The organism is Streptomyces sp. NBC_01717, from assembly GCF_036248255.1.
Taxonomy (GTDB): Bacteria; Actinomycetota; Actinomycetes; order Streptomycetales; family Streptomycetaceae; genus Streptomyces.
The window spans coordinates 709,756-736,055 of the sequence record NZ_CP109178.1; the positions used below are offsets into that span (position 1 = coordinate 709,756).

Annotated in this window: 23 protein-coding genes and 2 pseudogenes; 14 read left to right on the top strand and 11 right to left on the bottom strand. The window is 68.4% G+C overall.

Annotation, left to right across the window (positions count from 1 at the left end):
- The first annotated feature begins 68 nt into the window (after positions 1 to 68).
- Positions 69 to 581 carry a DUF1203 domain-containing protein gene (locus OHB49_RS03495; protein WP_443079637.1) on the top strand — a complete coding sequence of 171 codons (513 nt, stop codon included), beginning with the start codon at positions 69 to 71 and terminating at the stop codon, positions 579 to 581.
- Between the two features lie 42 nt (positions 582 to 623).
- Here the strand turns inward: OHB49_RS03495 and OHB49_RS03500 are convergent, their stop codons facing one another.
- The 5 genes from OHB49_RS03500 to chvE form a co-directional block, all read right to left on the bottom strand.
- Positions 624 to 794 (bottom strand): FAD-dependent oxidoreductase, encoded by a 171-nt coding sequence (locus OHB49_RS03500; protein ID WP_329157811.1) that lies wholly within the window; start codon positions 792 to 794, stop codon positions 624 to 626.
- 531 nt (positions 795 to 1,325) lie between these two features.
- The gene (locus tag OHB49_RS03505; protein WP_329157813.1) at positions 1,326 to 2,519 is read right to left on the bottom strand and encodes a S1 family peptidase; all 1,194 of its coding nucleotides are present in this window, start codon (positions 2,517 to 2,519) and stop codon (positions 1,326 to 1,328) included.
- 254 nt (positions 2,520 to 2,773) lie between these two features.
- A complete protein-coding gene (mmsB, locus tag OHB49_RS03510) occupies positions 2,774 to 4,009 on the bottom strand; it encodes a multiple monosaccharide ABC transporter permease (RefSeq protein WP_329157815.1) in 1,236 nt (411 codons plus the stop codon).
- Between the two features lie 6 nt (positions 4,010 to 4,015).
- Positions 4,016 to 5,557 (bottom strand): multiple monosaccharide ABC transporter ATP-binding protein, encoded by a 1,542-nt coding sequence (gene mmsA, locus OHB49_RS03515; RefSeq protein ID WP_329157817.1) that lies wholly within the window; start codon positions 5,555 to 5,557, stop codon positions 4,016 to 4,018.
- Positions 5,554 to 6,669: a multiple monosaccharide ABC transporter substrate-binding protein gene (gene chvE / locus OHB49_RS03520; protein WP_030978668.1), complete on the bottom strand. Its 1,116-nt coding sequence runs from the start codon at positions 6,667 to 6,669 to the stop codon at positions 5,554 to 5,556. The genes mmsA and chvE overlap by 4 nt, the downstream gene beginning before the upstream one ends.
- Before the next feature lie 486 nt (positions 6,670 to 7,155).
- On the opposite strand from chvE, the gene OHB49_RS03525 reads away from it, so the two are divergent.
- Positions 7,156 to 8,439 carry a nucleotidyl transferase AbiEii/AbiGii toxin family protein gene (locus tag OHB49_RS03525; RefSeq protein WP_329157821.1) on the top strand — a complete coding sequence of 428 codons (1,284 nt, stop codon included), beginning with the start codon at positions 7,156 to 7,158 and terminating at the stop codon, positions 8,437 to 8,439.
- Between the two features lie 432 nt (positions 8,440 to 8,871).
- Here OHB49_RS03525 and OHB49_RS03530 read toward each other — a convergent pair.
- Positions 8,872 to 9,120, bottom strand: a pseudogene (locus OHB49_RS03530) (transposase); the annotation flags it as partial.
- A 92-nt stretch (positions 9,121 to 9,212) separates the two neighbouring features.
- Between OHB49_RS03530 and OHB49_RS03535 the strand changes: the two are divergent.
- The 3 genes from OHB49_RS03535 to OHB49_RS03545 all read left to right on the top strand — a co-directional run bounded on the left by OHB49_RS03535 (position 9,213) and on the right by OHB49_RS03545 (position 12,165).
- Positions 9,213 to 10,175, top strand: a complete 963-nt coding sequence (locus OHB49_RS03535) for an SDR family NAD(P)-dependent oxidoreductase (protein ID WP_329157822.1) — start codon at positions 9,213 to 9,215, stop codon at positions 10,173 to 10,175.
- A gap of 242 nt (positions 10,176 to 10,417) precedes the next feature.
- Positions 10,418 to 11,185 (top strand): transposase, encoded by a 768-nt coding sequence (locus tag OHB49_RS03540; protein ID WP_329157823.1) that lies wholly within the window; start codon positions 10,418 to 10,420, stop codon positions 11,183 to 11,185.
- Between the two features lie 341 nt (positions 11,186 to 11,526).
- Complete coding sequence (locus OHB49_RS03545) at positions 11,527 to 12,165, top strand: HD domain-containing protein (RefSeq protein WP_329157825.1); 639 nt, start codon at positions 11,527 to 11,529, stop codon at positions 12,163 to 12,165.
- 161 nt (positions 12,166 to 12,326) lie between these two features.
- On the opposite strand, the gene OHB49_RS03550 is transcribed toward OHB49_RS03545, so the two are convergent.
- Entirely contained in the window at positions 12,327 to 13,583 is a 1,257-nt protein-coding gene (locus OHB49_RS03550) for a sialidase family protein (protein ID WP_443079638.1), read from the bottom strand.
- Positions 13,584 to 13,818: 235 nt separating this feature from the next.
- Between OHB49_RS03550 and OHB49_RS03555 the strand changes: the two genes are divergently transcribed.
- On the top strand, positions 13,819 to 14,559 hold the full coding sequence (locus OHB49_RS03555) for an alpha/beta fold hydrolase (RefSeq protein WP_329157827.1): 741 nt from the start codon (positions 13,819 to 13,821) through the stop codon (positions 14,557 to 14,559).
- Between the two features lie 153 nt (positions 14,560 to 14,712).
- Here OHB49_RS03555 and OHB49_RS03560 read toward each other — a convergent pair whose 3' ends face one another.
- Positions 14,713 to 14,982 carry a hypothetical protein gene (locus OHB49_RS03560; RefSeq protein WP_030933512.1) on the bottom strand — a complete coding sequence of 90 codons (270 nt, stop codon included), beginning with the start codon at positions 14,980 to 14,982 and terminating at the stop codon, positions 14,713 to 14,715.
- Positions 14,983 to 15,197: 215 nt separating this feature from the next.
- Positions 15,198 to 15,749 (bottom strand): glycoside hydrolase family 25 protein, encoded by a 552-nt coding sequence (locus OHB49_RS03565; RefSeq protein WP_329157829.1) that lies wholly within the window; start codon positions 15,747 to 15,749, stop codon positions 15,198 to 15,200.
- Between OHB49_RS03565 and OHB49_RS03570 the strand changes: the two genes are divergently transcribed.
- A complete protein-coding gene (locus OHB49_RS03570; protein WP_329157832.1) occupies positions 15,642 to 16,601 on the top strand; it encodes an NADPH-dependent F420 reductase in 960 nt (319 codons plus the stop codon). The genes OHB49_RS03565 and OHB49_RS03570 overlap by 108 nt on opposite strands.
- 269 nt (positions 16,602 to 16,870) lie before the next feature.
- Here OHB49_RS03570 and OHB49_RS03575 read toward each other — a convergent pair whose 3' ends face one another.
- Both OHB49_RS03575 and OHB49_RS03580 read right to left on the bottom strand, forming a co-directional pair.
- Positions 16,871 to 18,244, bottom strand: a complete 1,374-nt coding sequence (locus OHB49_RS03575) for a radical SAM protein (RefSeq protein ID WP_329157833.1) — start codon at positions 18,242 to 18,244, stop codon at positions 16,871 to 16,873.
- Between the two features lie 109 nt (positions 18,245 to 18,353).
- Positions 18,354 to 19,178 carry a pentapeptide repeat-containing protein gene (locus OHB49_RS03580; protein ID WP_329166346.1) on the bottom strand — a complete coding sequence of 275 codons (825 nt, stop codon included), beginning with the start codon at positions 19,176 to 19,178 and terminating at the stop codon, positions 18,354 to 18,356.
- Between the two features lie 366 nt (positions 19,179 to 19,544).
- Between OHB49_RS03580 and OHB49_RS03585 the strand changes: the two are divergent.
- From OHB49_RS03585 to OHB49_RS03615, 7 genes and pseudogenes are all read left to right on the top strand, one after another.
- A pseudogene (locus OHB49_RS03585) lies at positions 19,545 to 20,141 on the top strand (FAD-linked oxidase C-terminal domain-containing protein); the annotation flags it as partial.
- An 86-nt stretch (positions 20,142 to 20,227) separates the two neighbouring features.
- On the top strand, positions 20,228 to 20,695 hold the full coding sequence (locus OHB49_RS03590; RefSeq protein ID WP_329157835.1) for a hypothetical protein: 468 nt from the start codon (positions 20,228 to 20,230) through the stop codon (positions 20,693 to 20,695).
- Positions 20,696 to 20,884: 189 nt separating this feature from the next.
- Positions 20,885 to 22,162, top strand: a complete 1,278-nt coding sequence (locus tag OHB49_RS03595) for a family 16 glycosylhydrolase (RefSeq protein WP_443079482.1) — start codon at positions 20,885 to 20,887, stop codon at positions 22,160 to 22,162.
- Positions 22,159 to 23,553, top strand: a complete 1,395-nt coding sequence (locus OHB49_RS03600) for a ricin-type beta-trefoil lectin domain protein (RefSeq protein WP_329157837.1) — start codon at positions 22,159 to 22,161, stop codon at positions 23,551 to 23,553. The genes OHB49_RS03595 and OHB49_RS03600 overlap by 4 nt, the downstream gene beginning before the upstream one ends.
- Positions 23,554 to 23,762: 209 nt before the next feature.
- Entirely contained in the window at positions 23,763 to 24,092 is a 330-nt protein-coding gene (locus tag OHB49_RS03605; protein ID WP_030978649.1) for a hypothetical protein, read from the top strand.
- A gap of 89 nt (positions 24,093 to 24,181) precedes the next feature.
- A complete protein-coding gene (locus OHB49_RS03610; protein ID WP_329157840.1) occupies positions 24,182 to 24,667 on the top strand; it encodes a MarR family winged helix-turn-helix transcriptional regulator in 486 nt (161 codons plus the stop codon).
- A gap of 89 nt (positions 24,668 to 24,756) precedes the next feature.
- The gene (locus OHB49_RS03615) at positions 24,757 to 26,244 is read left to right on the top strand and encodes an MFS transporter (RefSeq protein ID WP_329157842.1); all 1,488 of its coding nucleotides are present in this window, start codon (positions 24,757 to 24,759) and stop codon (positions 26,242 to 26,244) included.
- Positions 26,245 to 26,300: the final 56 nt, after the last annotated feature.

Sequence of the window (26,300 nt, forward strand, 5' to 3'; positions counted from 1 at the left end):
GAACACGACAGTTGACTCCGAACTCTCCGTCGGATTTCCGCCAGCAGCGCATGCCCGGCAGCGCCACGATGAATGGCATGACCAGCACCTATCAACCGCGGCCCATCACCCCCACCGCCCTGAAGGAGCTCCGCGTCCGCGACGACGCCGGGCATCCGATGTACCCGTACGTGGACGAGGAAGGCGGCGCTCCGCTCCGCTGCTGCCTGCGGCTCAGCGTCGTAGGTGACCGGATCGCCCTCGTCTCGTACGCCCCGCTGCGTCGCTGGGCGGCCCACACGGGTGCCGAGCCCGGGGCGTACGACGAGCAGGGTCCGGTCTTCATACACGCCCAGGACTGCGGCGGTCCGGCCCCGGACGGCACCGGCTACCCCTGGGCCCGCCCCGGCGCTCTCCGTGCGTTCCGCCGCTACGACAACCGAGGGCGCATCATCGGCGGCCGCATGGTGGAGCTGCCCGACGACGCCGACGCATCCTTCGACCGCGCCTTCACCGAAGCCTTCTCGGACCCGGATACCGCCCAGGTCCACGTGCGAGCTGTCGAATACGGCTGCTACCACTTCCGCGTGGACCGACCCTGACTGTCTCAGGGGCGGACCGTCGGCCACGTCGGGGCCCGCCCCTCACGCCTCCGAACGACCGGGTGCCCACGACACCACCTTCTCGATCACGATCCCGCCCTTCCTGACCGTCCGCAGTCGTCCACCGGGCTCCTCCCTCGCCTCCACCAGGACCCGCATTGTCACTACGAGGACAAGCCCGCCGAGCAGCCCGACTGTGGCTTGGCGCTTCATCTGGCGAGTGAGCGGTTGACCTGGCGGGACCGAGCGCTCCAGCCGGTGAGCGAGTTGATCTCTGTCTGGCGACGGTGCCTGCGGATGTCGATGCAGAGTGCATGACGACACCCCGACACGTGAGCCCTGTGGGCTCGTGCGCCATGACCCCGGGTGGGTTGGGCTGCGGCGTCTCGGTCGATCGGGCGGTGAGAGCTTGCGTGTGGGGGCGAGATCAGTTTTCTCGCCAACCACAACGCTCAACTCGCCAACCGAACCACGGGATGCTCATCAGGTGCCTCGGGCGGCGCCGGGTCGACCGGGCCGGTGAGCGAACCGGGCACCGGCCCCGACGTCCACCCGCCGGACGCTTCGTCCAGCACCGCACGAGTCGATGGGCGCAGCGCGGTCATCAGCTCCAGCCTGCCGCGACGAAACTCGGTGGAGAGTCTGTCGCGGCAGGCCTCGGAGACGGGGCACGGAGTCGACGGAGCCGATGGGGGCCATGGCGTACGACTCCGCCGACGTGTCGACGCCGTACCGCCGGATCCGTCAGGCCGTGTGCAGCGTCAGCCCGTACCGGTTGAGGATCTCGTTGATCGGCTGGTGCCAGGTCTCACCGCCACTGCTGCAGTTGCCCCAGCCGCCCGAAGTGACGCCCTGTGCCTGGTCACCGCTGATGAACGAGCCGCCCGAGTCGCCCGGCTCGGCGCACACGCTCGTCTTGGTCATCTGATAGACGGCGCCCTGGCTGTAGTTGACGGTCTCGTTCGTCGCCAGCACATTCCCGCAGTGCCAGTGGGATGTGGAGCCGGAGCGGCAGATCGAGGCGCCGATGGGGGCCTCCGCGGAGCCGCGGACCAACTGGTCGGAGACCGTGCCCCAGCCGAGGACCACCGGCACGGTCCACCAGCCGCTGCCCACGCTGACCCAGGCGTAGTCGTCGCCCGGGAAGGAGGACCCTTGGAAGTTGCCGATGTACGAGCCGTCCCATCCGCTGACCCCGGCGCCCGCCTGACCGCAGTGACCGGCCGTGACGAAACCGCCGTACACGGAGAAGCCGATGGAACACCGCACGTTGCCCGTGTAGTACGGGTCGCCGCCGACCGTCCCGGCGGCGAAGGTCTTCGGCGCCTCGGCGGTCCGCTGCACGAGCACCGGTCCGACCTTGCGGGCCTGCTCCACGAACGCGCGGACATCGTTGTCATCCTCCGACGACGCAACGACGTTCACCACGACCCGGCTGGCCTTCGGGTCGACGTGCCAGCTCGCGACACCATCGGGCGCGGAAAGCGAGTCGAGCCGCGCTTTGGCCGCATCGAGCCGACGCGCACTGTGGTCCACCAGCCGAACTGCCGCACCCGTCGCGCGTACCGCACCGGCCTTCTTGTCGCTGGTGACGGCGACCGTGAGCTTGCCCGTTGCCGGATCGAACCAGGAACCGCCGTACGACGGTCCCGCCGCCCGTCGAGCCTTTCCCTGTACGGCCGTTGCCGTCCGCTCCGCGGTCAGGCGCGCCTTTGCCTGACTTGCCGTCAGACCCAGGTCCTTCTGCATCGCGGACAGCAGGCCGGCCGAGGCCGGCGCCTTGGCGGTGGAAGCGGAGGTGAAGCTGGAGGTGGTCGTGGATGCGGATGCCATGGAAGGGGCGTCCGCGGCGGAGGCGGGGGCGACACCGGCCGTCGCCCAGGCTCCGAGCAGAAGTATGGCGGACAGACCGGTGCGTAACGCTGTCGTACGTCTCAAGGGAATGGACCCTTCTGTTGTTCCGGCATTGGTGGGGGAGGAACAGCAGACGTCCGAGACCTCTCACCTGAGAGCGCTCTCAGAGTGTGCCGCGACAGACTGTAATGCAGCACCATCGTCAGGTCCATGCCAATGACGGCGAAGGTGTGCGCCCGGCTGTTCAGGCTCTCGTCGCCGGGCAGTTGCGTCGGCGACGAGAGCCTGCGGGTCGCTGGTTGTGCGTGCGGGGGTGACCTTCCGAGTGACAGGGCCGGTCAGGAGCCCGCTTTGCGCTTGTTGTAGACGTCGAACCCGACCGCGGCAAGCAGGACAAAGCCCTTGATGACCTGCTGGTAGTCGGTGCCGATGCCCACCAGCGACATCCCGTTGTTGAGTACGCCGAGCACCAGGCCGCCGATGATGGCGCCGAACACCGTGCCGACGCCGCCGCTCATCGAGGCGCCGCCGATGAACGCGGCGGCGATGGCCTCCAGTTCGAAGTTGGTACCGGCCTGAGGGACGCCTGCATTGAGGCGGGCCGCGTAGACGACGCCGGCGAGGGCGGCGAGCACCCCCATGTTCACGAAGACCAGGAACGTGACGCGCTGGTCCTTCACCCCGGACAACTTCGCTGCTGCCCGGTTGCCACCGAGCGCGTACACATGGCGCCCGACGATCGCGTTGCGCATGACGTAGCCGAAGCCCATGAGCAGTACGGCGAGCAGGAGCAGGACGACCGGGACGCCGCGGTAGCTGGCCAGGGTCATGGTGAAGGCGAGGACCGCCGCGCCCATGGCCACGCACTTGGCGAGGAAGAGATTCCTGGGCAGGACGTCGAGTCCGTACCGCTGTTGCCGCCGCCGGTCACGGACCTCCTGGATCAGGGCGAAGGCCAGGAGTGCGAGGCCCATGAGAAGGGTGAGATTGTGATAGTTGGTGTGCGGACCGACCTCCGGGAGGTAGCCGGTGGATATCTTCTGGAAGCCTTCAGGGAACGGGCCGAGCGAGCGGCTGCCGAGGAGGATCTGGGTGCCGCCACGGAAGAGCAGCATCCCGGCCAGCGTGACGATGAACGACGGGATTCCGACGTACGCGATCCAGAAGCCCTGCCAGGCTCCGGCGACCGCTCCGACGACGAGGGCGAGGACCAGGGCGAGGACCCATGGCACATCCTGCTCGACCATCATCACGGCGCAGGCGGCGGAGACGAAGGCGGCCAGCGAGCCGACCGACAGATCGATGTGGCCGGCGATGATGACGATCATCATGCCGATGGCCAGGACGAGGATGTAGCTGTTCTGGAGCACCAGATTGGTGACGTTGTTCGGCTTGAGAAGGACGCCGTCGGTCCATATCTCGAAGAGCACGACGATCAGTCCGAGGGCGATGAGCATCCCGTACTGGCGCATGTTGCGGCGGGCCGCGTCCAGGAGGAGGGTGCCGGTGGTCGCGGGCGCTGCCGCTGTGGCCGGCGTCGGGCGCTGCGGGGTCTCGGTAGGGGCCTGGGACATTTCCTGCTACCTCTTGTCGCTGGTCATATGGCGCATCAGGACCTCCTGGGTGGCCTCCGCGCGCGGGACTTCGCCGGTGATCCGGCCGGCCGACATGGTGTAGATGCGGTCGCACATGCCGAGGAGTTCGGGCAGTTCGGAGGAGATCAGCACAACTGCCCTGCCTTCTGCGGCGAGCCGGTCGATGACGGTGTAGATCTCGTACTTGGCGCCTACATCGATGCCGCGGGTCGGTTCGTCGAGGATCAGCACGTCGGGTCCGGCGAAGATCCACTTGCTGAGGGCGACCTTCTGCTGGTTGCCGCCGGAGAGCCGGCCGACCTGCTCGAAGACGGTCGGGGCCTTGATGTTCATGGACTTGCGGTACGACTCCGCGACCCGGGTCTCCTCGTGCTCGTCGACGACGCCGCGCCGCGCCACCTTGCCCAGGGCGCTGAGGGTGATGTTGCGGCCGATGGTGTCGATGATGTTGAGGCCGTACTGCTTGCGGTCCTCGGTGACGTAGGCGATGCCGTGCCGCACGGCCTCCGGGACGGTGCGGGTACGGATCTCTTGTCCGTCCTTGAAGACCTTGCCGCTGATGTTGTGGCCGTAGGTGCGCCCGAAGACGCTCATGGCCAGTTCGGTGCGTCCCGCGCCCATCAGGCCGGCAATGCCGACGATCTCGCCCCGCCGGGCCTCGACCCGGGCGTGGTCGACGACCTTGCGGTGCTGGTCGATGGGGTGGTGCACGGTCCAGTCGCGGATCTCCAGGGCAGGGTGGGCGCCCGGATCACCCTCGTACCTGGTCCGTTCGGGGAAGCGGTGGTCGAGGTCGCGTCCGACCATGCCGCGGATGATGCGGTCCTCGGTGGTCGCCTCGGCGTGCACGTCGAGAGTCTCGACGGTGCGGCCGTCGCGGATGACGGTGACCGAGTCGGCGACCGCCGCGATCTCCCCCAGCTTGTGCGAGATGATGATCGAGGAGATCCCCTGACCCTTCAGCTCCTTGATGAGGCTGATGAGCTGGGCGCTGTCCTCGTCGTTGAGTGCGGCGGTCGGTTCGTCGAGGATCAGCAGTTCGACCTTCTTGGCGAGGGCCTTGGCGATCTCGACGAGCTGCTGTTTGCCGACTCCGATGTCCGCGACCCTGGTCTGCGGGTGCTCACGCAGCCCGACGCGTTCCAGGAGGGCGGCGGCGTGTCGCAGTGTCTCGTTCCAGCTGATGAAGCCGTGGCTGGCGTGTTCGTTGCCGAGGAAGATGTTCTCCGCGATGGAGAGGTACGGCACCAGGGCGAGTTCCTGGTGAATGATCACGATGCCGCGTGCCTCACTGGCACGGATGTCCTTGAACGCACAGCGCTCGCCGCGGAATCGGATCTCGCCCTCGTAGCTTCCGTGCGGGTGCACTCCGCTGAGGACCTTCATCAGGGTCGACTTGCCGGCGCCGTTCTCCCCGCAGAGGGCGTGTACCTCGCCCTCCGCGACGGTCAGGGAGACATCCGAGAGCGCCTTGACGCCGGGGAAGGTCTTGACGATGGACCGCATTTCGAGGACTGGGGCGGTCATCGGAGGTCGCTCTCCTTGATGTAGCCCGAGTCGACCAGCTCCGCCTGGTAGTTGGTCTTGTCGACACTGACCGGGTCCAGGAGGAAGGACGGCACGACGCGCTTCTCGTTGTTGTACGTCGTGGTGTCGTTGACCTCGGGCTTCTTGTCGTGGAGTACGGCGTCGGCCATCTGGACCGCCTGCTTGGCCAGGGCCCGGGTGTCCTTGTACACGGTCTGGGTCTGCTGTCCCGCAATGATCGACTTCACGGAGGCGACCTCGGCGTCCTGGCCGGTGACGACCGGGTAGGGCTTCGACTTGGTGCCGTAGCCGTCCGATTTGAGCGCCGAGATGATGCCGATGGAGATGCCGTCGTACGGGGAGAGCACGGCGTCCACTTCGGCCGACGAGTAGGCGCTGGTCAGCAGGTCGTCCATGCGCTTCTGCGCGGTGCCGCCGTCCCAGCGCAGGGTGGTGATCTGGTCAAGCTTCGTCTGCTTGCTGCGGATGACGAGCTGCTTCTTGTCGATGTACGGCTTGAGGGTCTTCCAGGCGCCCTGGAAGAAGTAGCGCGTGTTGTTGTCGTCGGGCGATCCTGCGAACAGTTCGATGTTGAAGGGCCCCTTCCCGGAGCCGGACTTCAGGCCGAGCTTGTCGACGATGTAACCGGCCTGGAGTTCGCCGACCTTTTCGTTGTCGAAGGAGGCGTAGTAGTCGACGTCCGGGCTGCCGAGGATGAGCCGGTCGTAGGAGATGACCTTGATGTTCTGCTCCCCCGCCTGCCGCAGGACGTCGCTCAGCGCGCGGCCGTCGATCGCCGCAACGACCAGGACGTCCACGCCCTTGGTGATCATGTTCTCGATCTGGGAGACCTGCTGGTCGACGTCGTCCTCGCCGTACTGCAGATCGGTCTTGTAGCCGAGCTTCTTGAACTCGGCGACCATGTTGCGGCCGTCGGCTATCCAACGCTCCGACGACTTCGTCGGCATGGCGATGCCGATGGTGGAACCCTTGCCACCCCCCTTCTCCTCCTTGCTGCCACCGGCGCTGCTCTGCCCGCAGGCTGCAAGTGAGAGGGACAGCGCGACAGCTGTCAGGGCGACTGCTGCAGTACGTGTGCGGGTCGTGCGCATGATCGATCCTCCGGAGTACGAGGGAAGCGGCGGGAGTTGGTCCGACAGGAGGTGGATCCCATCGGGCGTTCGGTATATCGGACAAGGTTCGAATCGCTGAGCGCGCCCATTCGTGACTGCCGGACGATCAGCCGACTCCCATGAGTGGCAAGGCGGTTGCTCCTGAGGCTCGCGCAACTCCTATAGCTCCTAGGGCGTTCGATATTTCGTCAACCGTTCGAAATTCTGGCGTGACCGTAGTGAGGGGTCGGGGAGAGTGTCAATGGTTCGCGCACGCGCAACTGGGACAAGCAGGTAGCCGGAGCGGGTTTCGGCCGCTCCGAGGCCGGCTCGCATCGCTCCGGCGCAAGTGCTGGAGCCGGGCCCGGGAACTCCCCGTACAGCCTGGGAACCTATGCTGTCGTCAGGAACTCACAGCCGTCCTCAACTCCAACTCCGCCTCGGACAAGGCGGACCGTGCCGCACCTCCGCTCGGGAGCCATCACCATGACCTCCTCCGCCGGCGACGCCTCCTGGACGAGGCTGTGGGCCGGCTCCCCGCACATCCCGCACGCGCCCCTCGACGACGCGACACGGCGGCACGCGGATCTCCCCGCAACGCTGCTTCCGGCCCCCGTCGGCATGCATCACCCGGCGATCTTCGAACCTGCCTTGAAACAGTTCGCCAACGCCTACCGGGCCGGGGAACCACACTTCGAGGATGCTGCGACGGGCCGGGCCTGGCACCGGGCGCGGCGGACCGTACTCGATATGGTGCTCGCGGCTGTCGCGGACGGTCCCTGGGCCCGCCATCTGGTGCTGCGCGGCAGCGTGTTGATGGCCACCTGGTTCGGTGATGCGGCCCGCGATCCGGGCGACCTGGACTTCCTCGTCGTACCTCAGGACTGGGCCATGGACGGACCCCGGACCGCGGGTCTGTTCGACACGATCGCCCGGGACGCCGCGGCAGCCGCGCGCGGCGCCGTCCGGATCGACGCGGCCGCCATGGTGACCGAGAACATCTGGACGTACGACCGGGTTCCGGGCCGCCGCATGCTGCTGCCGTGGACTGCGGCGGGACTTCCCGGTGGCACCGTACAGCTGGATGTGGTGTTCAACGAGACCCTGCCGGCCCCGGCCGAACTCACCGGGATCCGGCCACTGGGTGACGGTCCCGGCTGCCGGGTACCGGCCGTCTCCCCCGCTCTGTCGCTGGCCTGGAAGCTGCTGTGGCTGGTCACCGACGCCTATCCGCAGGGCAAGGACCTGTACGACGCGGTCCTGTTGGCGGAACACACACCGCCGTCCTACGAACTGGTACGGGACGCCTTCGTACTCAGTGGTGCGGAGGGGGTGAGGCCGGCCGGTGCCTGGTGGCTCGACGAGCTGGACGTGGAGACCGGTTGGCGCCACTTCACAGCCGAACACCCCTGGGTCACGGAGGATGCGGCAAGCTGTCGGGAGCGCCTCGCCCGCACCCTCGGACCTCTGCTGGAGGCGGCGGAACGACCGGGAGAGGACGGCTACAGCCGGTGGGCCAGGTGGCTGCGGCCGCTGGTGGATTCCACCCGTGCCATGGCCGCCGACCACCCTGAGACCGCCCTCGGGCATCTCTGCGCAGGCGGCAGGGACGGACTGACGGCTGCGATCGTGATCGTCCGCGAGATCGTGGGACGTGAGCGGCTCCGCCCGGAGGACGCACTCGCCGCTGTCCTGACGGACGGGAACAGCTGGCGCTACTGGCGGGAGAACCCGGACGCCTGCCGCCGGGCCCTGGACGAGTTGCGATGACGGCGGCAGCCCGATGCGTTACGCGCCGGCGACTCCGTCTCGCGTCACCCGGCGGTGGAGTGAGGGGTTGCGAACTGCTGTCGGTTTACTGCATTGAAGTGAGTTGTAGCGAGCGGGATTGAGTCCTGCGGGTGGACTTGTGGGGGGAACTGCGGTTCTAGTGATCGTGCGGGGCATCGGACCGCCCAGGCCGAACCAGGCACCCGGGGACGTGAGGGAACCCGCCCACCCACAACGGACCGGCCCCCCGGAGGGCCGCCGCCGAGCGGGAAGCGAAAACGGGAACCCAGCGCATCCAAAACCGTTCGGGATGCGCCCAGTACGCACCGGTGGGTCCAGGACTCACTTATGTGCACTGGCTAAGGGCTGTCCCGTAAATAGTTCTTGGGTCGGCTTGACGTGGCTGTTCGTTGCTGGCCGGCTACCGCCCGCCTACCCGACGAGGGCGAGGTTGTGCATGCGCGCGACGCCGAGCATGGCGTGGTGTGCGCCGTCACCCTTGAGGTGACAGTTGCGGAGGATCTTCCAGGTCTTCATGCGGGCGAAGACGTGCTCGACTCCGGCGCGGACCTGCTTGTGGGACTTGTTGTGGGCTTCCTTCCAACTGGGCAGAGCTTCGCCCTTGCGCCGCCTGTGGGGTATGACAGGTCCGGTACCAGGATTGCCACCGTCGGCGATTGTGGTTATCTAGCACAGACGCAACGGCTGGACCCGGACGTTCTCCGTCGCCGGCCCTTGACCTAGAGCGCGGTCCAGCATCTAGCGTCTCCGTCATGACGACACCTCAGCACAAGATCGGATCGGGCTTCGGTGCCCGGAGCACCGCGGACGACGTCCTGAGCGGGATCGACCTGTCCGGCAGCACCGCGATCGTCACCGGTGGCTACTCGGGACTTGGTCTGGAGACGACCCGCGCTCTGGCGGGTGCCGGAGCCCGCGTCGTGGTCCCCGCCCGGCGACGGACGGCCGCTCAGGAGGCGGTCGAGGGCATCGAGGGTGTCGAGACCGACGACCTCGACTTGTCCGACCTCGAAAGCGTCCGCGGTTTCGCCGAGCGGTTCCTGGCCTCGGGTCGCAAGGTCGACATCGTGATCAACAACGCTGGGGTCATGGCCTGCCCCGAGACGCGGGTCGGCCCGGGGTGGGAGGCGCAGTTTGCCACCAACCACCTCGGTCACTATGCGCTGATCAACCATCTCTGGCCGGCGATCGCTCCCGGTGGCGCGCGCGTGGTCGCCGTGTCCTCCGGCGCCCACGGCATCACCGGAGTGCGCTGGGACGATGTGCAGTTCGAGCGTGGCTACGACAGATGGCAGGCGTACGGGCAGGCGAAGACGGCGAACGTGCTGTTCGCCGTGCAGCTCGATGCGCTCGGCCGCGACGCCGGAGTCAGAGCGTTCGCGCTGCATCCGGGCAGCATCCTCACCCCGCTGCAGCGCCACCTCGCGAAGGCGGAGATGGTCGACGCGGGCTGGATCGACGAGAGCGGCAACCCGACCGATCCCACCTTCAAGACGGCCGGGCAGGGCGCGGCGACGCAGGTATGGGCGGCGACCTCCCCCCAGCTGGCGGGCATGGGCGGCGTCTACTGCGAGGACTGCGACATAGCCGAGCTGGCCGGGGACGGCTCGGAAAGCGGCGTGCAGGCACACGCGACCGACCCCGAGCAGGCTGCGCGCCTGTGGGCGCTGTCGGCCGACCTCACGGGCGTCGACGCTTTCGCGGCGACAACCTAGCCCCGGACGTCGCGGGTCACCGTTTCAGGTCTGTGGCCAGCCGGCCCCCGGGCCGGTCACACCATACGAATCGGCGTCCACCACGCCATGCTCGGCATCGCGCGCATGTGCAACCTCGCCCTCGTCGGGTAGGCGGGCGGCCAGCAACGACCAGCCACTTCAAGCCGACCCAAGAACCATTTACGGGACAGCCCCCTAAGGGCTGTCCCGTAACTGCTGGTCACAGGTGAGATGATCTTGCGGTGTCTGGTGTGATCACGGCGTCGGAGCCGTCCTGGATAGCCCCGTTCACCGGGCTGAGCCCGCGTTCCTTCGGCAAGCTGGTTACCGCGCTGCGCCGTGAAGGTGCAGATCCGGTCCGCAAGGGTCGCCCGTGGTCTCTTCCGCTGGAGGACCGGGTGCTGCTCGTGGCGGCCTACTGGCGCACGAACTTGACGATGCGCCAACTCGCTCCGCTCTTCGGTATCTCGAAGTCCGCGGCCGACCGCGTCATCGACCACCTCGGCCCGTCGCTCGCGCTCCAGCCACGCAAGCGGTTCCGCAAGGACGCCGTACTCATCGTGGACGGCACCCTGGTGCCTACCCGCGACCACACCATCGCCGCGCAGTCCAAGAACTACAGGTACTCCACCAACCACCAGGTCGTCATCGACGCCGACACCCGGCTCGTCGTGATGGTCGGCCGACCCCTGCCGGGCAACCGCAACGACTGCAAGGCGTGGCAGGAGTCCGGCGCGAAGGCTGCCGTCGGCAAGACGATGACGATCGCCGACGGCGGCTATCCGGGCACCGGGCTCGTGATGCCCCACCGCCGCCGCAAAGGCGAAGAACTACCCGACTGGAAACAGGCCCACAACAAGTCCCACAAGCAGGTCCGCGCCCGCGTCGAGCACGTCTTCGCCCGCATGAAGACCTGGAAGATCCTCCGCGACTGCCGCCTCAAAGGCGATGGCGTCCACCACGCCATGCTCGGCATCGCCCGCCTGCACAACCTCAACCTCGCCGGATAGGCGAGCAGCCGGACCGCCACCGACCACGCCACACCCAGTCAAAGATCATTTACGGGACAAGCCTTAGGAACGGTGATCGCCACGCTTGTCGCCCCACCGGAATTGACACAATCGAGTTCGGCTCCGCAGGCACGGCGTATATGCGCGTCCCGAAGGGCTGTCCCGTAATCCCTGGCGGGCGCACGACGACAGCTACGGCACCTCGCCACGTTGTCGGAACGCCCGAATACGCCCAGTGCGATGACGCCCCTCTGCCTTGCGATGCACCGCATCCGACGCCGCGCGCTGATCCACCAGGGATTACGGGACAGCTCCTGGCCTAGCGAAGGAGGGAATCAGCTATGGGCGAGAAGATCGCAGGCGTCGAAATCCCCGATACGCGGCTGGCGGCCGAGGCCACGGCGCTGGTCCGCGAAGATGAGCCGCCGCTGTTGTTCGACCACTCTCGCAGAGTCTACCTCTTCGGGATGCTGCAAGGGATACAGCGCGGCCTGAAGCCCGAACCGGAACTGCTCTACGTCGGAGCGATGTTCCACGACCTGGGTCTGACTCAGTCATACCGGACCGCTCAGCAGCGCTTCGAGATCGACGGTGCGGACGAGGCGCGTCGGTTCCTTACCGAGCATGGGGTCGGCGCTGACGATGTCCGCCGGGTTTGGACGGCGATCGCCCTGCACACAACGCCTGGTGTTCCGGAGTTCATGGAGCCCGAGATCGCGTTGGTCACCGCGGGCTCGGAGACTGATGTGCTCGGGATCGGCCGTGACGCCCTGGATCCCGCGTCACTCGAAGCCGTCACCGATGCGCACCCGCGACCCGACTTCAAGCGCCGGATTCTGGTGGCTTTCACTGACGGCTTCAAGGACCGGCCCGACACAACCTTCGGCACCGTGAATGCCGATGTGCTGGCCCACTTCGTGCCTGGCTTCCAGCGCATCGACTTCGTCGAGGTCATCCTGAACAGTTTCTGGCCCGAGTAACCGGCTGCCCGGGCGGCGCGCTCTCGGCAAGAGGTTCCGACGCTCCGAGTCGCGTCCGGTCCTGATGTAAGTGCCCACGGCAGGAACGTGGTGGGGGCCGGGGGACAATCTTGGACCGAATTGCGCCGCCGAACCGATTGACCAAGACCACGGTCACAGCCTCATTGCGAGCTCCGCGCACCGTTTGCTCCCAGAGACCTCACCGGAATTCCATGGAATGCGATCTCTTCGTACGGGCCGTTGTCCCCGGTCTCATACAGAATCCCAACTGTCCTGTCATCAAGCTGCACCAGGTCCGAGTACCCGGCCTTCCGTGACGACAAGGTCAGCACCTTCCGGAATGAGCGCCCACCGTCCGCGCTGCTCCAGAGAGCCATGGCGACTCGCCCGGACGGCACTGAAGGCCCGGAGAACAGCAACTCACCTCGCTCTTCGGTCGTCAGTTGCAGCACACTCCCTTGGACCATCGGGACGTCGCTGAGGGTTGGCTGTACCGCGTAGGGCCGGTCGAGCGACGCACCGTCGTCATCGGAATAGGCGTCCAGACGATTACCAGGACTTGTCCCGCGCTGATTCCTCGCGCTGAAGTACAGGCGGCCGTCGGGCAATTGCGCGGCAGTGGATTCATTCGCATTCACCGCACCCTCGTACGCATCATCCACAAAACCAAGGTGCCAGGACCGGCCCGAATCGTCGCTGTAGATCGCATGCGCCCCGTAGTACTTGGCCTCCTGCCCAGTGTCCCCGGACCTGGCAGAGGGGGCAGCAGAATGGTTCGCAGGCACCACCAGGCGGCCGGCATGCTCGCCGCGGGTCAGCGCGACCGCATGGCCCGGCCCCGTCGCGTACCACCGCCAGTTCGCGCGCTTCACCGCTGATGTGATCTCACGCGGTTCCGAGAACGACCGCCCCTCGTCCTGGCTCGTCTGCACGAACACCCGACGGCTCTCCTCGTCCGCCGTCTCGCCTCTGAGGATCTGCTCCTCGGTCACCTCACCACTGTTGTACGAGGTGACCAGCACGATGGCGCCGGTGCGGGGATCGACCACTGGTGCCGGATTGCCCCGGGTATCCCCCCGCCCTGCCGCGACAACCTGCAGTGGCCCCCAGGTGCAGCCCCCATCACGAGACCGCCTGACCACGACGTCGATGTCACCGCTGTCTTCCCGCCCGCCGACACGGCCTTCGGCGAACGCAAGCAGCGCACCCGCGCGCGTCCGGACGACGGCGGGTATCCGGTATGAGGCATAGCCACCGGAACCCGAGCGGTACGGAATCGACAACGTGCAGCCTCGTTTCGAAACCCGGGCCTTGTCGTCCGTCTCGTCCGCCCCGGATGGCAACATCACTACACCCGCCACCGCAACCACGGCCAAACCAAGAACGGAAATCCTTCGACGACGAGAAAAACGAGCCATGAATTCCACCCCTCCTTGCACCCAATGCAGCCACCTACGCCACACCGAGCTTGAGCGACAGATTCAATCCGAACTCCCACGATCTTGTACAGATTTCGGCGCCACCCCCCGTGACCGTCGATCTTGGCCGAAAAGATCCCGTGGCCCGCGCGCCAGAAACGGCTGGAATCTCCCCCAGGGGGAGGTCCTACCGTCCTGACCGACCGCATAGGCGATGCTTCGAAAGAGGTCTGTCATGACGACGTTTCTGCTGGCCCCGGGGCTTTTCATGGGTGGCTGGGCCTGGGAGGCGGTGGCCGCCGAGCTGACCGGGCAAGGGCACCGGGCGCTTCCGGTCACCTTGCCCGGCATGGCCGATCGGGCGGGGGAGGACCCCGCCGGCATCGGGCTGGGTGAGCACACCGATGCCGTGGCGGCGCTGCTCGACGCGGAGGGCCCGGGGATTGTGCTGGTGGCGCACAGCTACGGCATCTTCCCGGCCCTCGCGGCGGCCGACCGGCGCCCCGGACAGGTCGCCCGGGTGGTGTTCGTGGACACCGGCTTCCCGGAGCCGGGTGAGTCGGTGGTGGCGCAGATGCCGCAGCTCGGCCTGCTGGACCGCGCCTTCGGCGGCGTCGTCCCGGTGCCAGAGGAGATCCCGGCGGTGCACGCCGTCCCGCCGGCGGAGCTGGAGCGCTACCACCGCCTGGTCACCCCGCACCCGGTCCGGGCCGTCACCGAGCCGATCGAGCTGACCGGCGCCTGGCTCAAGCTCCCGACCACCGGGGTGTTCTGCCTCGCGAACGGCCTCAGCCTGGAGTTCGCCCGCACCCTGCACGGCACCGGCCTGCCGCGGTTCGCCAAGCTCGCCGAGCCCGGAGTCACGTTCTTCGAACTGGCCACCGGGCACTATCCGATGCTCTCCACCCCGGTGGAGCTGGCCGACGTCCTGGTGCGCGCGGCGGCCGGCGAGGGCCTCGGCCTGTACGAGGGCTGACCGTCCGCCGACCAGGGGCTGATGAGCGTCTTGGTCACCCACTTCAGCCGGGGGCCGGTGCTCGGCGTGATCGCCCGGTTGACGCGCAGGCTCGGGGCCACGGTCGTGCTTCAGGAGGGTGTCGCCTTGGACGGTTGGACGACCTGCCGTGGTTCAGCCGGCCTGGCCGATCGCGCCACGGAGCATGGCCACGGTCGTCGCCGCCGCTCTGCGCTCCGCGTCGTCCTCCGTCGTACGCACCCGTTCCTCCAGGAGCACTACGGCTGCCTGGAGCACGCCGATCCGTACCGGAACGCTCTGCATCCCTGCCAGCACGGCGGCCGCCTGCTCCGCCGGGGTGGCGGTCGCGGCCTGCGGAATGAGGGTTGTGATGCCGCGCCCGAGCGCGCGGTCTCGTGGTGGTTGAGCCGCATTTGTGGTCACCGAAGAAGTCTGCCGCACCGGGCCCGCGGATCGGGTCAGCGACTTGGCGCCTCGCCGGTCGCGGGTGCGTGCGACCGGGCCGGGAGCCGGCCCTCCGGACCGCCCGTGGGCGTGATCCAAAAGCCACGATGGCCGGTACTCACTGGTCCGGCGCGGACGCGGACGCGCCTGCGGCGGTGCGGTTCCCGATCGCCGGGCGGATCGGCCGGACACCCCTAGGGCCGGGCCCAGTTGCGCATCGCGGTGCGCGACGCGAAGGCGGCCACGTCCTTGTCGAGCGGATCGTCGGTGTACTGGTGGATACGCCAGGTCGCCTCGATACGTGGTTTGCCCGCGGTCACGTAGTCGGCGATCCACAGGCCGTCACCGGCGTACGACGTGGTGTCGTAATTCAGCCAGAAGTGCCGGTTGCAGTAGAGCAGAACCCGGTGGTCCGGCCGGAGGCGCTTGACCTCGCGGATGAAGCGGTCCTTCTCCGCGTTGGTCGCGCGCGTTCCGTCGCCGGTCATCTCCCAGTCGACGGCCAGCAGATCGCCGGCCTTCTCCGGAGCCTTGCTCACGAAGTACTCCGCCTGCGCCGTGAGATTGCCCGGCCACAGGAAATGGTAGAAGCCGACCACGCATGAGGCGTCCCTCGCCCGCTTGACCTGCGAGGCCAGATGCGGATTGACGTACGAACGGCCCTCGGTGGCCTTGATGAAAACGAAGTCCAGTCCATCCGTGTCGAAGGACGACTGATACGAGCTGACATCGACGCCGTGCAGCATGGGTTCCGCCTTCAAGTGGGCTTCTGGGGTTCCGTTTCTCGTTCTGTACGTGCCCGCAGTCGCCGGTTCTCACCCGGTCCGGCCGACCGGGCGTACGTCTTCCAGCCACCCGGAATAGGTACCGATGCCGAGGAGTTGGTGAACCGGCGAGACCGCACTGCACACCGCACGCACCATCGAAAGGTCGGATCCATGAAGATCGGAATCATCGGAGCGGGCAACATCGGCGGCAATCTCACCAGGCGTCTTACCGCGCTGGGCCACGAGGTGTCGATCGCCAACTCCCGCGGCCCGCACACGCTCACCGCGCTCGCCGAGGAGACCGGAGCGACCCCGGTCACCGTGGCGGAGGCGGCACAGGGCGCCCGTGTCGTGGTCATCACCATCCCGGTAAAGGCAGTCCCGAACCTGCCCGCCGGGTTCCTGAACGGCGCCGCGGAAGACGTCGCGGTCATCGACACCGGCAACTACTACCCGCAGCAGCGCGACGGCCGTGTCGCCGCCATCGAGGACGGGCTGCCGGAGAGCAGGTGGACGCAGGAACAGATCGGGCACCCGGTGATCAAGGCGTTCAACGGGACCTACGCGGATGACCTCCTCACCAAGGCTCTTCCGAAGGGCAGCCCCGGCCGTCAGGCCCTGCCGGTCGCCGGTGACGACGCGGCCGCCAAGCAGACCGTGCGCGACCTCATCGACGAGCTGGGCTTCGACACAGTGGATGCGGGCGGTCTGGACGAGTCCTGGCGCCAGCAGCCGGGCACTCCCGTCTATGGCAACCAGGGCGATGCCGAGACCATCGCGAAGGCGCTCACCGCTGCCTCCCCGGAGCGTACGGCGGAGTGGCGCGCCTGACAGGGCCGGCCCCGGTCCACCCTCGTGCTCCCGGTCGGCAGGGCGGGGGCGGACCGACGGCGTATTCGCCGATACCCCCGCTTCCGCCTCTGATTTCGCTCGGACCGCGCCGGCCAAAACCCGCGTGGGCCGACGGCACGGGCAACGCCATGGCGCGGGGCTGCGCCGAGGTCGTACGCGAACGCGGCTCCGCCGCACGGGCGTTGTCCGACGGCTGTCCGACCCGGCGCCCGTCGTCCGGGCATTGCCCGACCTCGGGCCCCCCGGGTCTACTGGCCGTCGTCCGGGGCGGCCGGCAGGCTGTCCATGAACGAACTGACGGAGAACACGGCGCGCCCGGGTCCGGGCGGACCGTAGCCGGGCGGCGAGCTGAGCCCGTACTCCTGCATCGTCGAGCGGTAAGCGTCCAGCAACCTGATGTGGTACTCCAGCGGTGCCCCGTCCGGGTTGGTCTTCCCGAGTGGCGTGGTGGGTTCCGGGCACCAGGTGGTGAACCGCGGGGTGATGCCGTGCGACATGAAGAACCGCAGCCCCTCGGTGGTCGAGTCGATGGCCTCGTCGACCGTCGTGAAGCCGAACGGCTCGGCCATCTCCACGCCCGCCACGAAGTTGGGAATGACGTTCCGGGCACCGAACACCTCGGCGGAGTCCAGAATGCGGCGGTGCCATTCGTCGCGGCCGACGTAGCGCTCCTTGCCCGGGCAGTACAGCTCGAACAGCCGGCGGTCCCACACCTCGTAGTTGGGGTGGTAGATCTGGACGCCGAAATCGTGGAAGCGCTGGACGTCGGCCTTCGGCAGGGCCTGCGCGACGACCTTGCCGATCCAGCGGCCGGGGAAGGCCTCCTCGATGGCCTTGGCGTACTGCCCGTAGAAGTCGGCTTCGTCGCGCCCGCCGATGTGGGAGGTGATGGCGCCACCGGTGAGGGTGTAGGCGATGGAGGTCTTCGCGGTGTCGTACCGGTCGATGATGGCGAGCGCTTCCAGCACCTCCTCGACGGGCTTCACACCGGTGTACGGGCGTCCCGCCGCCTTGTGCTGGCGCCAGTTGTGGTTGATGTCGCAGTACTGGCACTCCTCCTTCGCGCCGAAGTACTGGCAGACGCGGAAGACCGTCAGATAGACGAGGTAGCCCCACTGGATGGTGGGCGCGACCTCCATCACCGACTTGCCGTTGGCGAGCGTGTGCCGGTAGTAGTCCGGCATCGGCGGCAGGCCCACGTCAGAGATCCGCCTGCCGTCCAGATACAGCCCGAGGACACCGTCCGCGTCGGCCGCGACACGGTACGGCGACGCCGGGTTCACCCGTACCGACACGACCGTGCGGCGCAGCTCGTACGGGCCTCCGGTGAGCACGATCTCCTCCGGCGGGCGGCGCAGGGCGGCCGCGCCCAGCTCGGGCAGGGTGCTGTGGTCGAAGGAGAAGATGAAGTACGACTTCGGCTTGACGTCACCGTCCTCGTTGTCGCTGAGCGCGGACTCGTCGAACGCCACGCCGCCGCGCAGCAGGTCTTCCTTGACGACGGCTTCCCGCGGCACGTGCGGGAACCGTTCCATGAGCTGCTCGATCAGGCGGGTACGGGTCGCGTCGGTGCGGTTGGGGTCGCCGGGGTCTCTGCGGCCGGTGTCGGTTCGGCTGGGCATCTGCGGGGCTCCTCGGTCCGGGCGTCGAAGGTTCTTCCGGTACGCCACACTGTGCAACGAACCACGGACGTCAACCGTTCGCGACGCCGGCCGGAGCAGGTGCCGTCGGTCACTTGTTCCAGTGCGAGGGGGGACTGAGCGACGGCGGGAGTTTCGTGGCAGCGTCGCCGCGCGCCGCGTTGAGCTGCGCCTGCGTGAGGAACAGACTCCCGGTCAGGTCGGCTCCGGACAGTTCGGCGTCCCGGAAATCCGCGCCGATGAGGTCGGCCAGACGCAGGTCTGCGCCGGTGAGGTCGGCGGCGATGAGAAGAGCGCCGCGCAGGTCGGCCCCCTGCAGGTTCGCGCCCTTGAGCCGGGCGCCGATGAGGTCGGCGCCCCGGTGGTTGCGCTTCTTCTTGCGAGGGACGGTGGCCCGTACGAGTTCGCTGGTCCGCAGCAGCAGCGCGGCGACGTCCTCCCGGTGTCCTGCGACGTCGAGGTCGGCGAACGCGTCGGGGGCGACGTGCGTGAGACGTTCGGTCGTGTCGAGGGCGCGCCGTATCTCGCCGTGGAGGGGGCGGGCCGCCCGCAGCGTCAGGGCTTCGGTGAGGTACCAGAGCAGTTCGTGGAGTTGCCGCATGACCGGGAACACCTGGAACATCTGCTGGGCGGTCTGCGGGGCCTGCCGCCAGTCCTGTCCGTCGAACGTCTCCTGGGAGACCTTCTGGCCGGCGCCGAAGCAGTCGTACACCGTGCAGCCGGGGAAGCCCTGGGTCCGCAGCTCGGTGTGAATACCGCAGCGGAAGTCGTCCTGCAGATTGTGGCAGGGCTGCCCGACGTCCTTGTTGACCGCGAAGTCCGCCGACCGGGTCAGGGTCAGCGCGACGCAGCACAACCCGAAGCAGTTCGCGCAGTCGGCGCGCAGGACGCCACGGCCGGAGCCGTCGCCGCTCAGCTCGGTGCGATCGGTGGAGCGGTCGGTGTCGGAGCCTCGGGCGTTGTCGGACACGGTGCGGTGGATCCTCTGGTGTACGGAGTGCCTGGACGTTCGAGCCTACCGAGGTCCCGCAGGCCGAGGCGCACGGGGACGGACAGCCTCGTTCCCCGTGTGCCCGGGCCCCTCCGGCGCAGGCCGGAAGCTGTGCGCGCGATGATGGAGGCTTGCATCGTTGCAGGAGGTGGCCACCGACGTGGCGAACACACCAGTCGACAGCATCCCGGCGGCACTGTCTGGCGCACCGCATCCCGGTGGTGCCGCGCGGTGCGGGCACCGCACATTCCCGCCCGGCCTGAAGGCCGGGATTCCCCACGAAGAGCAGGGATGGGGCTGTGCGTCGACGCGGATGTGGTGCTGCTCGGCCCGGTCGACACCTCGGGCGCCGAGGGCGACGCCGAGGCCGAGCTGGTCCGGGACTGCTTCGAGCGGGCGGGCGCATGGGCCGTGGTCTCCACGGATCAGCAGGAGGCGGACGCGTTGTTCCAGGCGCGACGGCTGGCCTGTCCGGCGCTGGAGCGGCTCGGTCCCGTGCTCACCGAGGATGTCTGCGTGCCACGGACCGCAGTGCCGGAAATGTTGGCCCGGATCGAGAGGACTGCGGCCCGGCACGACATACTGGTGGCCAATATCGCGCATGCCGGTGACAGCAATCTGCACCCGTTGATCATCACGCCGCCCGGTGACGAGGCGGCGCGTGCGCGCGCCCAGTTGGCCTTCGAGGACATCCTCGACGACGCGATCGCCCTCGGTGGGACGGTCACGGGCGAGCACGGGGTGGGGCTGCTGAAGATGCGCGGTATGGGCAAGGAGCTCGGGCCCGCCGTGCTCGGGATGCATCACGCGGTGAAGGCGGCCCTGGACCCGCACGGCATCCTGAATCCCGGGAAGGTGCTCAGCTCGGGGCCCGCCGCAGCGGTGTAGCGGCCGGTGGGCGCCGGTCGGGGTTGGCCCGCTGTCGGTGGGGCGACGCACACTGGCAGGAGGGCGGGTCGGGTGAAGGGACGTGGATGAGCAGCGGGAACGACCATGACGCCGGCTTCGAACCGGCCACCGGGGACGGCCCGTTGCCCCCGGGTCCTGCGGAGAAGCGTGCCGCGTCGGTACGGACGGCGTTCGAGGGGCTGCTGCAGATCCGACGGCTGACCAATACCGGCCGACAGGACCCGGAGGGCGGGCCGGCCGAGTGGGAGCTCCGTCGGGTGGTACGGGCGGTGGCCCTGGCGCTGGAGGCGGACGGCCGCCCTCCCTCGGCCGTCGACACGTCCGGGCAGCGGATCGCGTCCGGGTACCGCGTGCAGGAGGGCGAGACGCCCGGCACCGTACGGGTGGAGTGGCTCGGTCCGCCGGGCAGCGGGGCCGCGCACGAGGAAGAAGCCGAGCTGACCCGCTGTGCGGCGGCGCTGGGACGGCTGGGGTGGACGGCGCTGCTGTACCGGGGGCCACGGCGCCGCAGGTTCTTGGAGGTCGAGTCATGACGGTGGCGTTCAAGTCCTGAACACGTCGGTGGTGCGGTCCGTCAACAGAAGGTCTGTACCAGCTCCTTGACGCCCTCTCGTGCCAACACTTAAATCAAGAAATGAATTAAGCGTCGGGAACGAACGTCACCCGGGCGCCGGTTCAGCGTGCGATCTGTCATGAGCATGCCCCCACCATGAAGTGATGTGATGACTGTGCGAACCCCCAGACGGCGTCGGACGGCGCTGTACCTCGTTGCCCTGCTGTGCTGTTCCGGCGCGGTGACCGCCGCCGCCCCCGCGGGCGCCGCCCCTCTGCCCGAACCGCGCGTCGCCGCCGCGGCCGCAGCGACAACGTTCTCCGACGACTTCAACGGGCCTGCCGGATCGGCGGTCGACGGCAGCAAGTGGCAGACGGAGACCGGCGACAACGTCAACAACCACGAGCGGCAGTACTACACGGCGGGCAACAGCAACGCCGCCCTCGACGGCCAGGGCAATCTCGTCATCACCGCCCGCAAGGACAACCCCGGCAACTACCAGTGCTGGTACGGCCGGTGCGAGTACACCTCGGCCCGGCTGAACACGGCCGGCAAGTTCACCTCGACGTACGGGCACGTCGAGACGAGGATGAAGATCCCGCGCGGTCAGGGCATGTGGCCCGCGTTCTGGATGCTCGGCGACGACCTCGGCAGCGTCGGCTGGCCGAACAGCGGCGAGATCGACATCATGGAGAACGTCGGCTTCGAGCCGGGCACTGTGCACGGCACCATCCACGGTCCCGGGTACTCCGGCTCCGGCGGCATCGGGGCCGGCTACTCCCTCCCCGGCGGCCAGGCGTTCGCCGACGCGTTCCACACCTTCGCGGTGGACTGGGCCCCCGACTCCATCACCTGGTCCGTGGACGGCAATGTCTACCAACGGCGTACGCCGGCCGACCTCGGTGGCAAGAGCTGGGTGTTCAACAAGCCGTTCTTCATCATCATGAACCTCGCGGTCGGCGGCTACTGGCCCGGCGACCCCAACGGCAGCACCGCCTTTCCGCAACAGCTCGTCGTCGACTACGTGCACGTCACCACCAGTGACAGCGGATCCGGCGGCACAGGCGGCACCATCACGGGGCTGGGCGGCAAGTGCGTCGACGTGGCAGGTGCCTCCGCCGCCAACGGAACAGCGGTCCAGCTCTACGACTGCAACGGAACCGCCGCCCAGAAGTGGACCGTCGGCACCGACGGTACGATCCGCGCACTCGGCAAGTGCCTCGACGCCAAGGACAACAGCACGGCCGACGGCGCCCAGCTTCAGCTCTGGGACTGCAACGGCGGAGCCAATCAGCGGTGGGGGGTGTCCGGCGCCCGGGACATCGTGAATGTCCAGGCCGACAAGTGCATGGATGCCACCGGCAACTCCTCCGCCAACGGCACCCGGCTCCAGATCTGGACCTGCTCCGGAACCGCCAACCAGAAGTGGACGGTGAACGCCGCATGAGCCCCTCCCCCGGCCTGCGCCGCCGCCTCGGCCCGCTCGCCCTCCCGGCAGCCCTCCTCCTCGCCGCCGGAGCCTCGCTCGTCACCCTCCCCGCCACGGCCAGTGCCGCGGCCACAGCCACCGGCGCGATCACCGGGCTGGGCGGCAAGTGCGTCGACGTGGCTGGGGCCTCCGCCGCCAACGGAACAGCGGTCCAGCTCTACGACTGCAACGGAACCGCCGCGCAGCAGTGGACCGTCGGCACCGACGGTACGATCCGCGCACTCGGCAAGTGCCTCGACGCCAAGGACAACGGCACCGCCAACGGCACGCAGCTCCAACTGTGGGACTGCGGCGGCGGAGCCAACCAGAAGTGGTCCGTCTCCGCGGCCCACGACATCGTGAACGTCCAGGCCGACAAGTGCATGGACGCCACCGGCAACTCCTCCGCCAACGGCACCCGGCTCCAGATCTGGACCTGCTCCGGAACCGCCAACCAGAAGTGGACCGCGCCTTCGGACGGCGGCACCCCCACGCCCGGTGGAACGATGGCCGTGGCACCGTATCTGTACAACGGCTGGGGCAGCCCGCCCAGCCCGACGACCGTCATGAACGCCACCGGCGTGAAGTGGTTCACCCTGGCGTTCGTGCTCAGCAACGGCTACTGCAACCCGCAGTGGGACGGCGGACGACCCTTGACGGGCGGCGTCGACCAGCAGACCATCAACACCGTGCGCGGCGCCGGCGGGGACGTCATCCCGTCCTTCGGCGGCTGGAGCGGCAACAAGCTGGAGAGCTCCTGCTCCAGCGCGGGTGAGCTCGCCGCCGCGTATCAGAAGGTCATCAACGCGTACGGTCTCAAGGCGATCGACATCGACATCGAGGCGGACGCCTACAGCAACGCCACGGTCCAGCAACGCACGGTCGACGCGCTGAAGACCATCAAGGCCAACAACCCGGGTATCAAGGTGTACGTCACCTTCGGTACCGGCCAGAGCGGCCCCGACACCAGCCTGATCAACAGGGCCGCCTCCGCGGGGCTGACCGTCGACAGCTGGACGATCATGCCCTTCGACTTCGGCGGCGCCGGACAGAACATGGGCACGCTCACCACACGTGCCGCCGAGGGGCTGAAGAACGCGGTCAAGAGCGCGTACGGATACAGCGACGACCAGACGTACCGGTCGATCGGCATCTCGTCGATGAACGGCATCACCGACGACAACGAGACGGTGACGGTCGACGACTTCCGCACCATCCTCGCCTACGCCCAGCAGCACCACCTGGCGCGGCTCACCTTCTGGTCGGTGAATCGTGACCGGCCCTGCACGGGCGGCGGAGCCGACACCTGCTCCGGCGTGAGCCAGCAGGCATGGGACTACACGCGGGTGTTCGCCCAGTACACGGGATGACGTGACGGGAAGCGCAGGGGGCTGCCGGCCGGTCGCCCGCTGCGCTTCGGAGGCGACGCGGACCGCCCGCTCGGCGCCGGTGCGAACCACCGGGCCGGGCGGACGGTTCCGCGGTTCCCCGGAACGTGCCCGCTACAGGTGGGGCTGCACCCTGCCCGCCCCGCCGAATTCCCGTCGCCTCCGGGCCGGTCAGGGCCTACGCTCCGCGCATGTCACACGCGAAGACCTCGTACGTCTGTCTGCCCTGCCGGGCCTCGTACAAGCAGCGCTGCACGGGAGACCACGACCGAATCTGCCCGCGCTGCACGCAGCCGTTGATCCACGTCGGCTCGGCCTTCGCCACACCGCGGCGTCGGGACACGGATGCCTGGCGCACCCTCTCGGTCCTGTTGAATGCGGGTATCCGCTTCCACAAGAGCTGCTGCGGCGGTCCCGGCTACCGTCCGCGCACCATGAGCGAGGTGCGCGAGCGGATGGCGTACGCGCGCACCACCGGGGAATCCTTCGCCCGAGCGCTCGTGCGTCGCAGCCTGCCATAGCCCGCCCGTACCTTCGGCGGGGTCGGCCACCGGATAGGCCGGCTGCCGGATAATCCGCCACGGACCGAATCGCGATTACCCTGGGCGGCATGACTGCCATGGCACCCGCCCGGACCGAACCAGACCTCTCCTTCCTGCTGGATCACACCAGCCATGTTCTGCGGACCCAGATGGCGGCAGCGCTCGCCGAGATCGGGCTCACGGCGCGCATGCACTGCGTCCTGGTCCACGCCCTGGAGGAGGAGCGGACCCAGATCCAGCTCGCCGAGATCGGCGACATGGACAAGACCACGATGGTCGTGACGGTCGACGCCCTGGAGAAGGCCGGCCTCGCCGAGCGCCGCCCGTCCAGCAAGGACCGCCGCGCGCGGATCATCGCGGTGACCGAGAAGGGTGCGGAGGTCGCCGAGGAGAGCCAAAGGATTGTCGACGGGGTGCACGAGCGGGCGCTCGGCTCCCTCCCCCAGGACGAGCGCGAGGTGCTGCTTCAAGCGATGAAGCGCCTGGTGGACGGCCATCTGGCCACTCCCTCCGAGAGTCCGCAGACGGTTCGTCGGGCTCGTCAGCGCGGGTAGCGGCCGGCAGATCGACCCGAAACAAATAGTCTGCAACAAAACCATCTGCTAACTTCTCTCCTGTCACCTCATCCGACAGGAGAGACCGCATGTCCGCTCCTTCTGCTCGCCCCGCACCCGTCGTCCCGTCCACGACACCTGCCCTCACAACCCGCTCCCGCCACTTGGCTCTCGGGGTTATCGCGACGGGGATGCTCATGATCATCCTCGACGGCTCCATCGTCACCGTGGCCATGCCGGCCATCCAGAACGACCTGGGGTTCACCCCGGCCGGACTGAGCTGGGTCGTCAACGCCTACCTGATCGCCTTCGGCAGCCTGCTGCTGCTCGCAGGACGGCTCGGCGACCTGCTCGGCCGCAAGCGCATGTTCCTGGCCGGCACCGCGGTGTTCACCGTCGCATCACTGCTGGCGGGCCTCGCCACCACGCCCGCGCTGCTCATCGCCGCCCGGTTCCTGCAGGGCATCGGCGGCGCGATGGCGTCCGCCGTCGGCCTGGGCATCCTCGTGACACTCTTCACCGAGCCCCGGGAACGCGCCCGCGCCATAGCCGTGTTCAGCTTCACCGGCGCGGCCGGTGCGTCCATCGGCCAAGTCCTCGGCGGGGTCCTCACCGACGCCCTCAGCTGGCACTGGATCTTCATCATCAACCTGCCGATCGGGCTCGCAGCCCTCGCCGTCGCCGTGCCCGTGCTGCCCGCCGACCGCGGTCTCGGCCTCCGCGCCGGAGCCGACGTCATCGGGGCGCTCCTGGTCACCGCGGGGCTGATGCTGGCCATCTACACCGTCGTCAAGGTCGAGGAGTACAGCTGGACATCGGCTCACACGCTCGGTCTGGGCGCGGCCGCCGCCGTCCTGCTCGGCGCGTTCATCGCCCGCCAGGCCGGCGCCGGAACCCCGCTCCTCCCTCTGCGGATCCTGCGGTCGCGCACGGTCGCTGGTGCCAACCTGGTCCAACTCCTCATGGTCGCCGCACTGTTCTCGTTCCAGATCCTGGTCGCCCTCTATCTGCAGAAGGTCCTCGGTTACGGCTCCGCGCGGACCGGACTCGCCATGCTTCCGGCAGCGGCCGTCATCGGCGTGGTGTCCCTGGGCGTCTCGGCCCGTCTCAATGCGCGCTTCGGCGAGCGACGCGTACTGCTGGCCGGACTCGTGCTGCTGGTCGGGGTGCTGGGGCTGCTGGCGCGCGTACCCGTCCATGCCCACTACCTCACCGATCTGCTTCCGGTGATGCTGCTCGCGGCCGGCTTCGGTCTCGCGCTCCCGGCATTGACCTCGCTCGGTATGTCCGACGCGAAGGCCGATGACGCCGGGCTCGCGTCCGGGCTGTTCAACACCACCCAGCAGATCGGCATGGCCGTGGGCATCGCGCTGCTGTCCACGCTGGCGGCCTCCCGGACCGACGAGCTGCTCGCGGACGGACAGAGCCGGGCTGCGGCACTGACGGGCGGCTACCACCTGGCGTTCATGGTCGGCGCCGGCTTCCTCGTCGCCGCCTTCGTCGTAGCCCTCGCGGTACTGCGCCCGCACAGGCCGAAGCCCGTCGCCGCCTCGGAGAGAAACGCCGCGACTGTCTGACCCACCTCTCCCTCTCCCCCTCCCCCTCACCTTCGTTCACGACCACTACCGACGAA

Excerpts from the sequence above, each read along its gene's own strand:
- OHB49_RS03495 (WP_443079637.1), top strand. The coding sequence starts at position 69 with ATGAATGGCATGACCAGCACCTATCAACCGCGGCCCATCACCCCCACC.
- OHB49_RS03500 (WP_329157811.1), bottom strand. The coding sequence starts at position 794 with ATGAAGCGCCAAGCCACAGTCGGGCTGCTCGGCGGGCTTGTCCTCGTA.
- mmsB (WP_329157815.1), bottom strand. The coding sequence starts at position 4,009 with ATGTCCCAGGCCCCTACCGAGACCCCGCAGCGCCCGACGCCGGCCACA.
- mmsA (WP_329157817.1), bottom strand. The coding sequence starts at position 5,557 with ATGACCGCCCCAGTCCTCGAAATGCGGTCCATCGTCAAGACCTTCCCC.
- chvE (WP_030978668.1), bottom strand. The coding sequence starts at position 6,669 with ATGCGCACGACCCGCACACGTACTGCAGCAGTCGCCCTGACAGCTGTC.
- OHB49_RS03525 (WP_329157821.1), top strand. The coding sequence starts at position 7,156 with ATGACCTCCTCCGCCGGCGACGCCTCCTGGACGAGGCTGTGGGCCGGC.
- OHB49_RS03535 (WP_329157822.1), top strand. The coding sequence starts at position 9,213 with ATGACGACACCTCAGCACAAGATCGGATCGGGCTTCGGTGCCCGGAGC.
- OHB49_RS03545 (WP_329157825.1), top strand. The coding sequence starts at position 11,527 with ATGGGCGAGAAGATCGCAGGCGTCGAAATCCCCGATACGCGGCTGGCG.
- OHB49_RS03550 (WP_443079638.1), bottom strand. The coding sequence starts at position 13,583 with ATGGCTCGTTTTTCTCGTCGTCGAAGGATTTCCGTTCTTGGTTTGGCC.
- OHB49_RS03555 (WP_329157827.1), top strand. The coding sequence starts at position 13,819 with ATGACGACGTTTCTGCTGGCCCCGGGGCTTTTCATGGGTGGCTGGGCC.
- OHB49_RS03570 (WP_329157832.1), top strand. The coding sequence starts at position 15,642 with ATGCGGATTGACGTACGAACGGCCCTCGGTGGCCTTGATGAAAACGAA.
- OHB49_RS03565 (WP_329157829.1), bottom strand. The coding sequence starts at position 15,749 with ATGCTGCACGGCGTCGATGTCAGCTCGTATCAGTCGTCCTTCGACACG.
- OHB49_RS03575 (WP_329157833.1), bottom strand. The coding sequence starts at position 18,244 with ATGCCCAGCCGAACCGACACCGGCCGCAGAGACCCCGGCGACCCCAAC.
- OHB49_RS03590 (WP_329157835.1), top strand. The coding sequence starts at position 20,228 with ATGAGCAGCGGGAACGACCATGACGCCGGCTTCGAACCGGCCACCGGG.
- OHB49_RS03595 (WP_443079482.1), top strand. The coding sequence starts at position 20,885 with ATGACTGTGCGAACCCCCAGACGGCGTCGGACGGCGCTGTACCTCGTT.
- OHB49_RS03600 (WP_329157837.1), top strand. The coding sequence starts at position 22,159 with ATGAGCCCCTCCCCCGGCCTGCGCCGCCGCCTCGGCCCGCTCGCCCTC.
- OHB49_RS03605 (WP_030978649.1), top strand. The coding sequence starts at position 23,763 with ATGTCACACGCGAAGACCTCGTACGTCTGTCTGCCCTGCCGGGCCTCG.
- OHB49_RS03610 (WP_329157840.1), top strand. The coding sequence starts at position 24,182 with ATGACTGCCATGGCACCCGCCCGGACCGAACCAGACCTCTCCTTCCTG.
- OHB49_RS03615 (WP_329157842.1), top strand. The coding sequence starts at position 24,757 with ATGTCCGCTCCTTCTGCTCGCCCCGCACCCGTCGTCCCGTCCACGACA.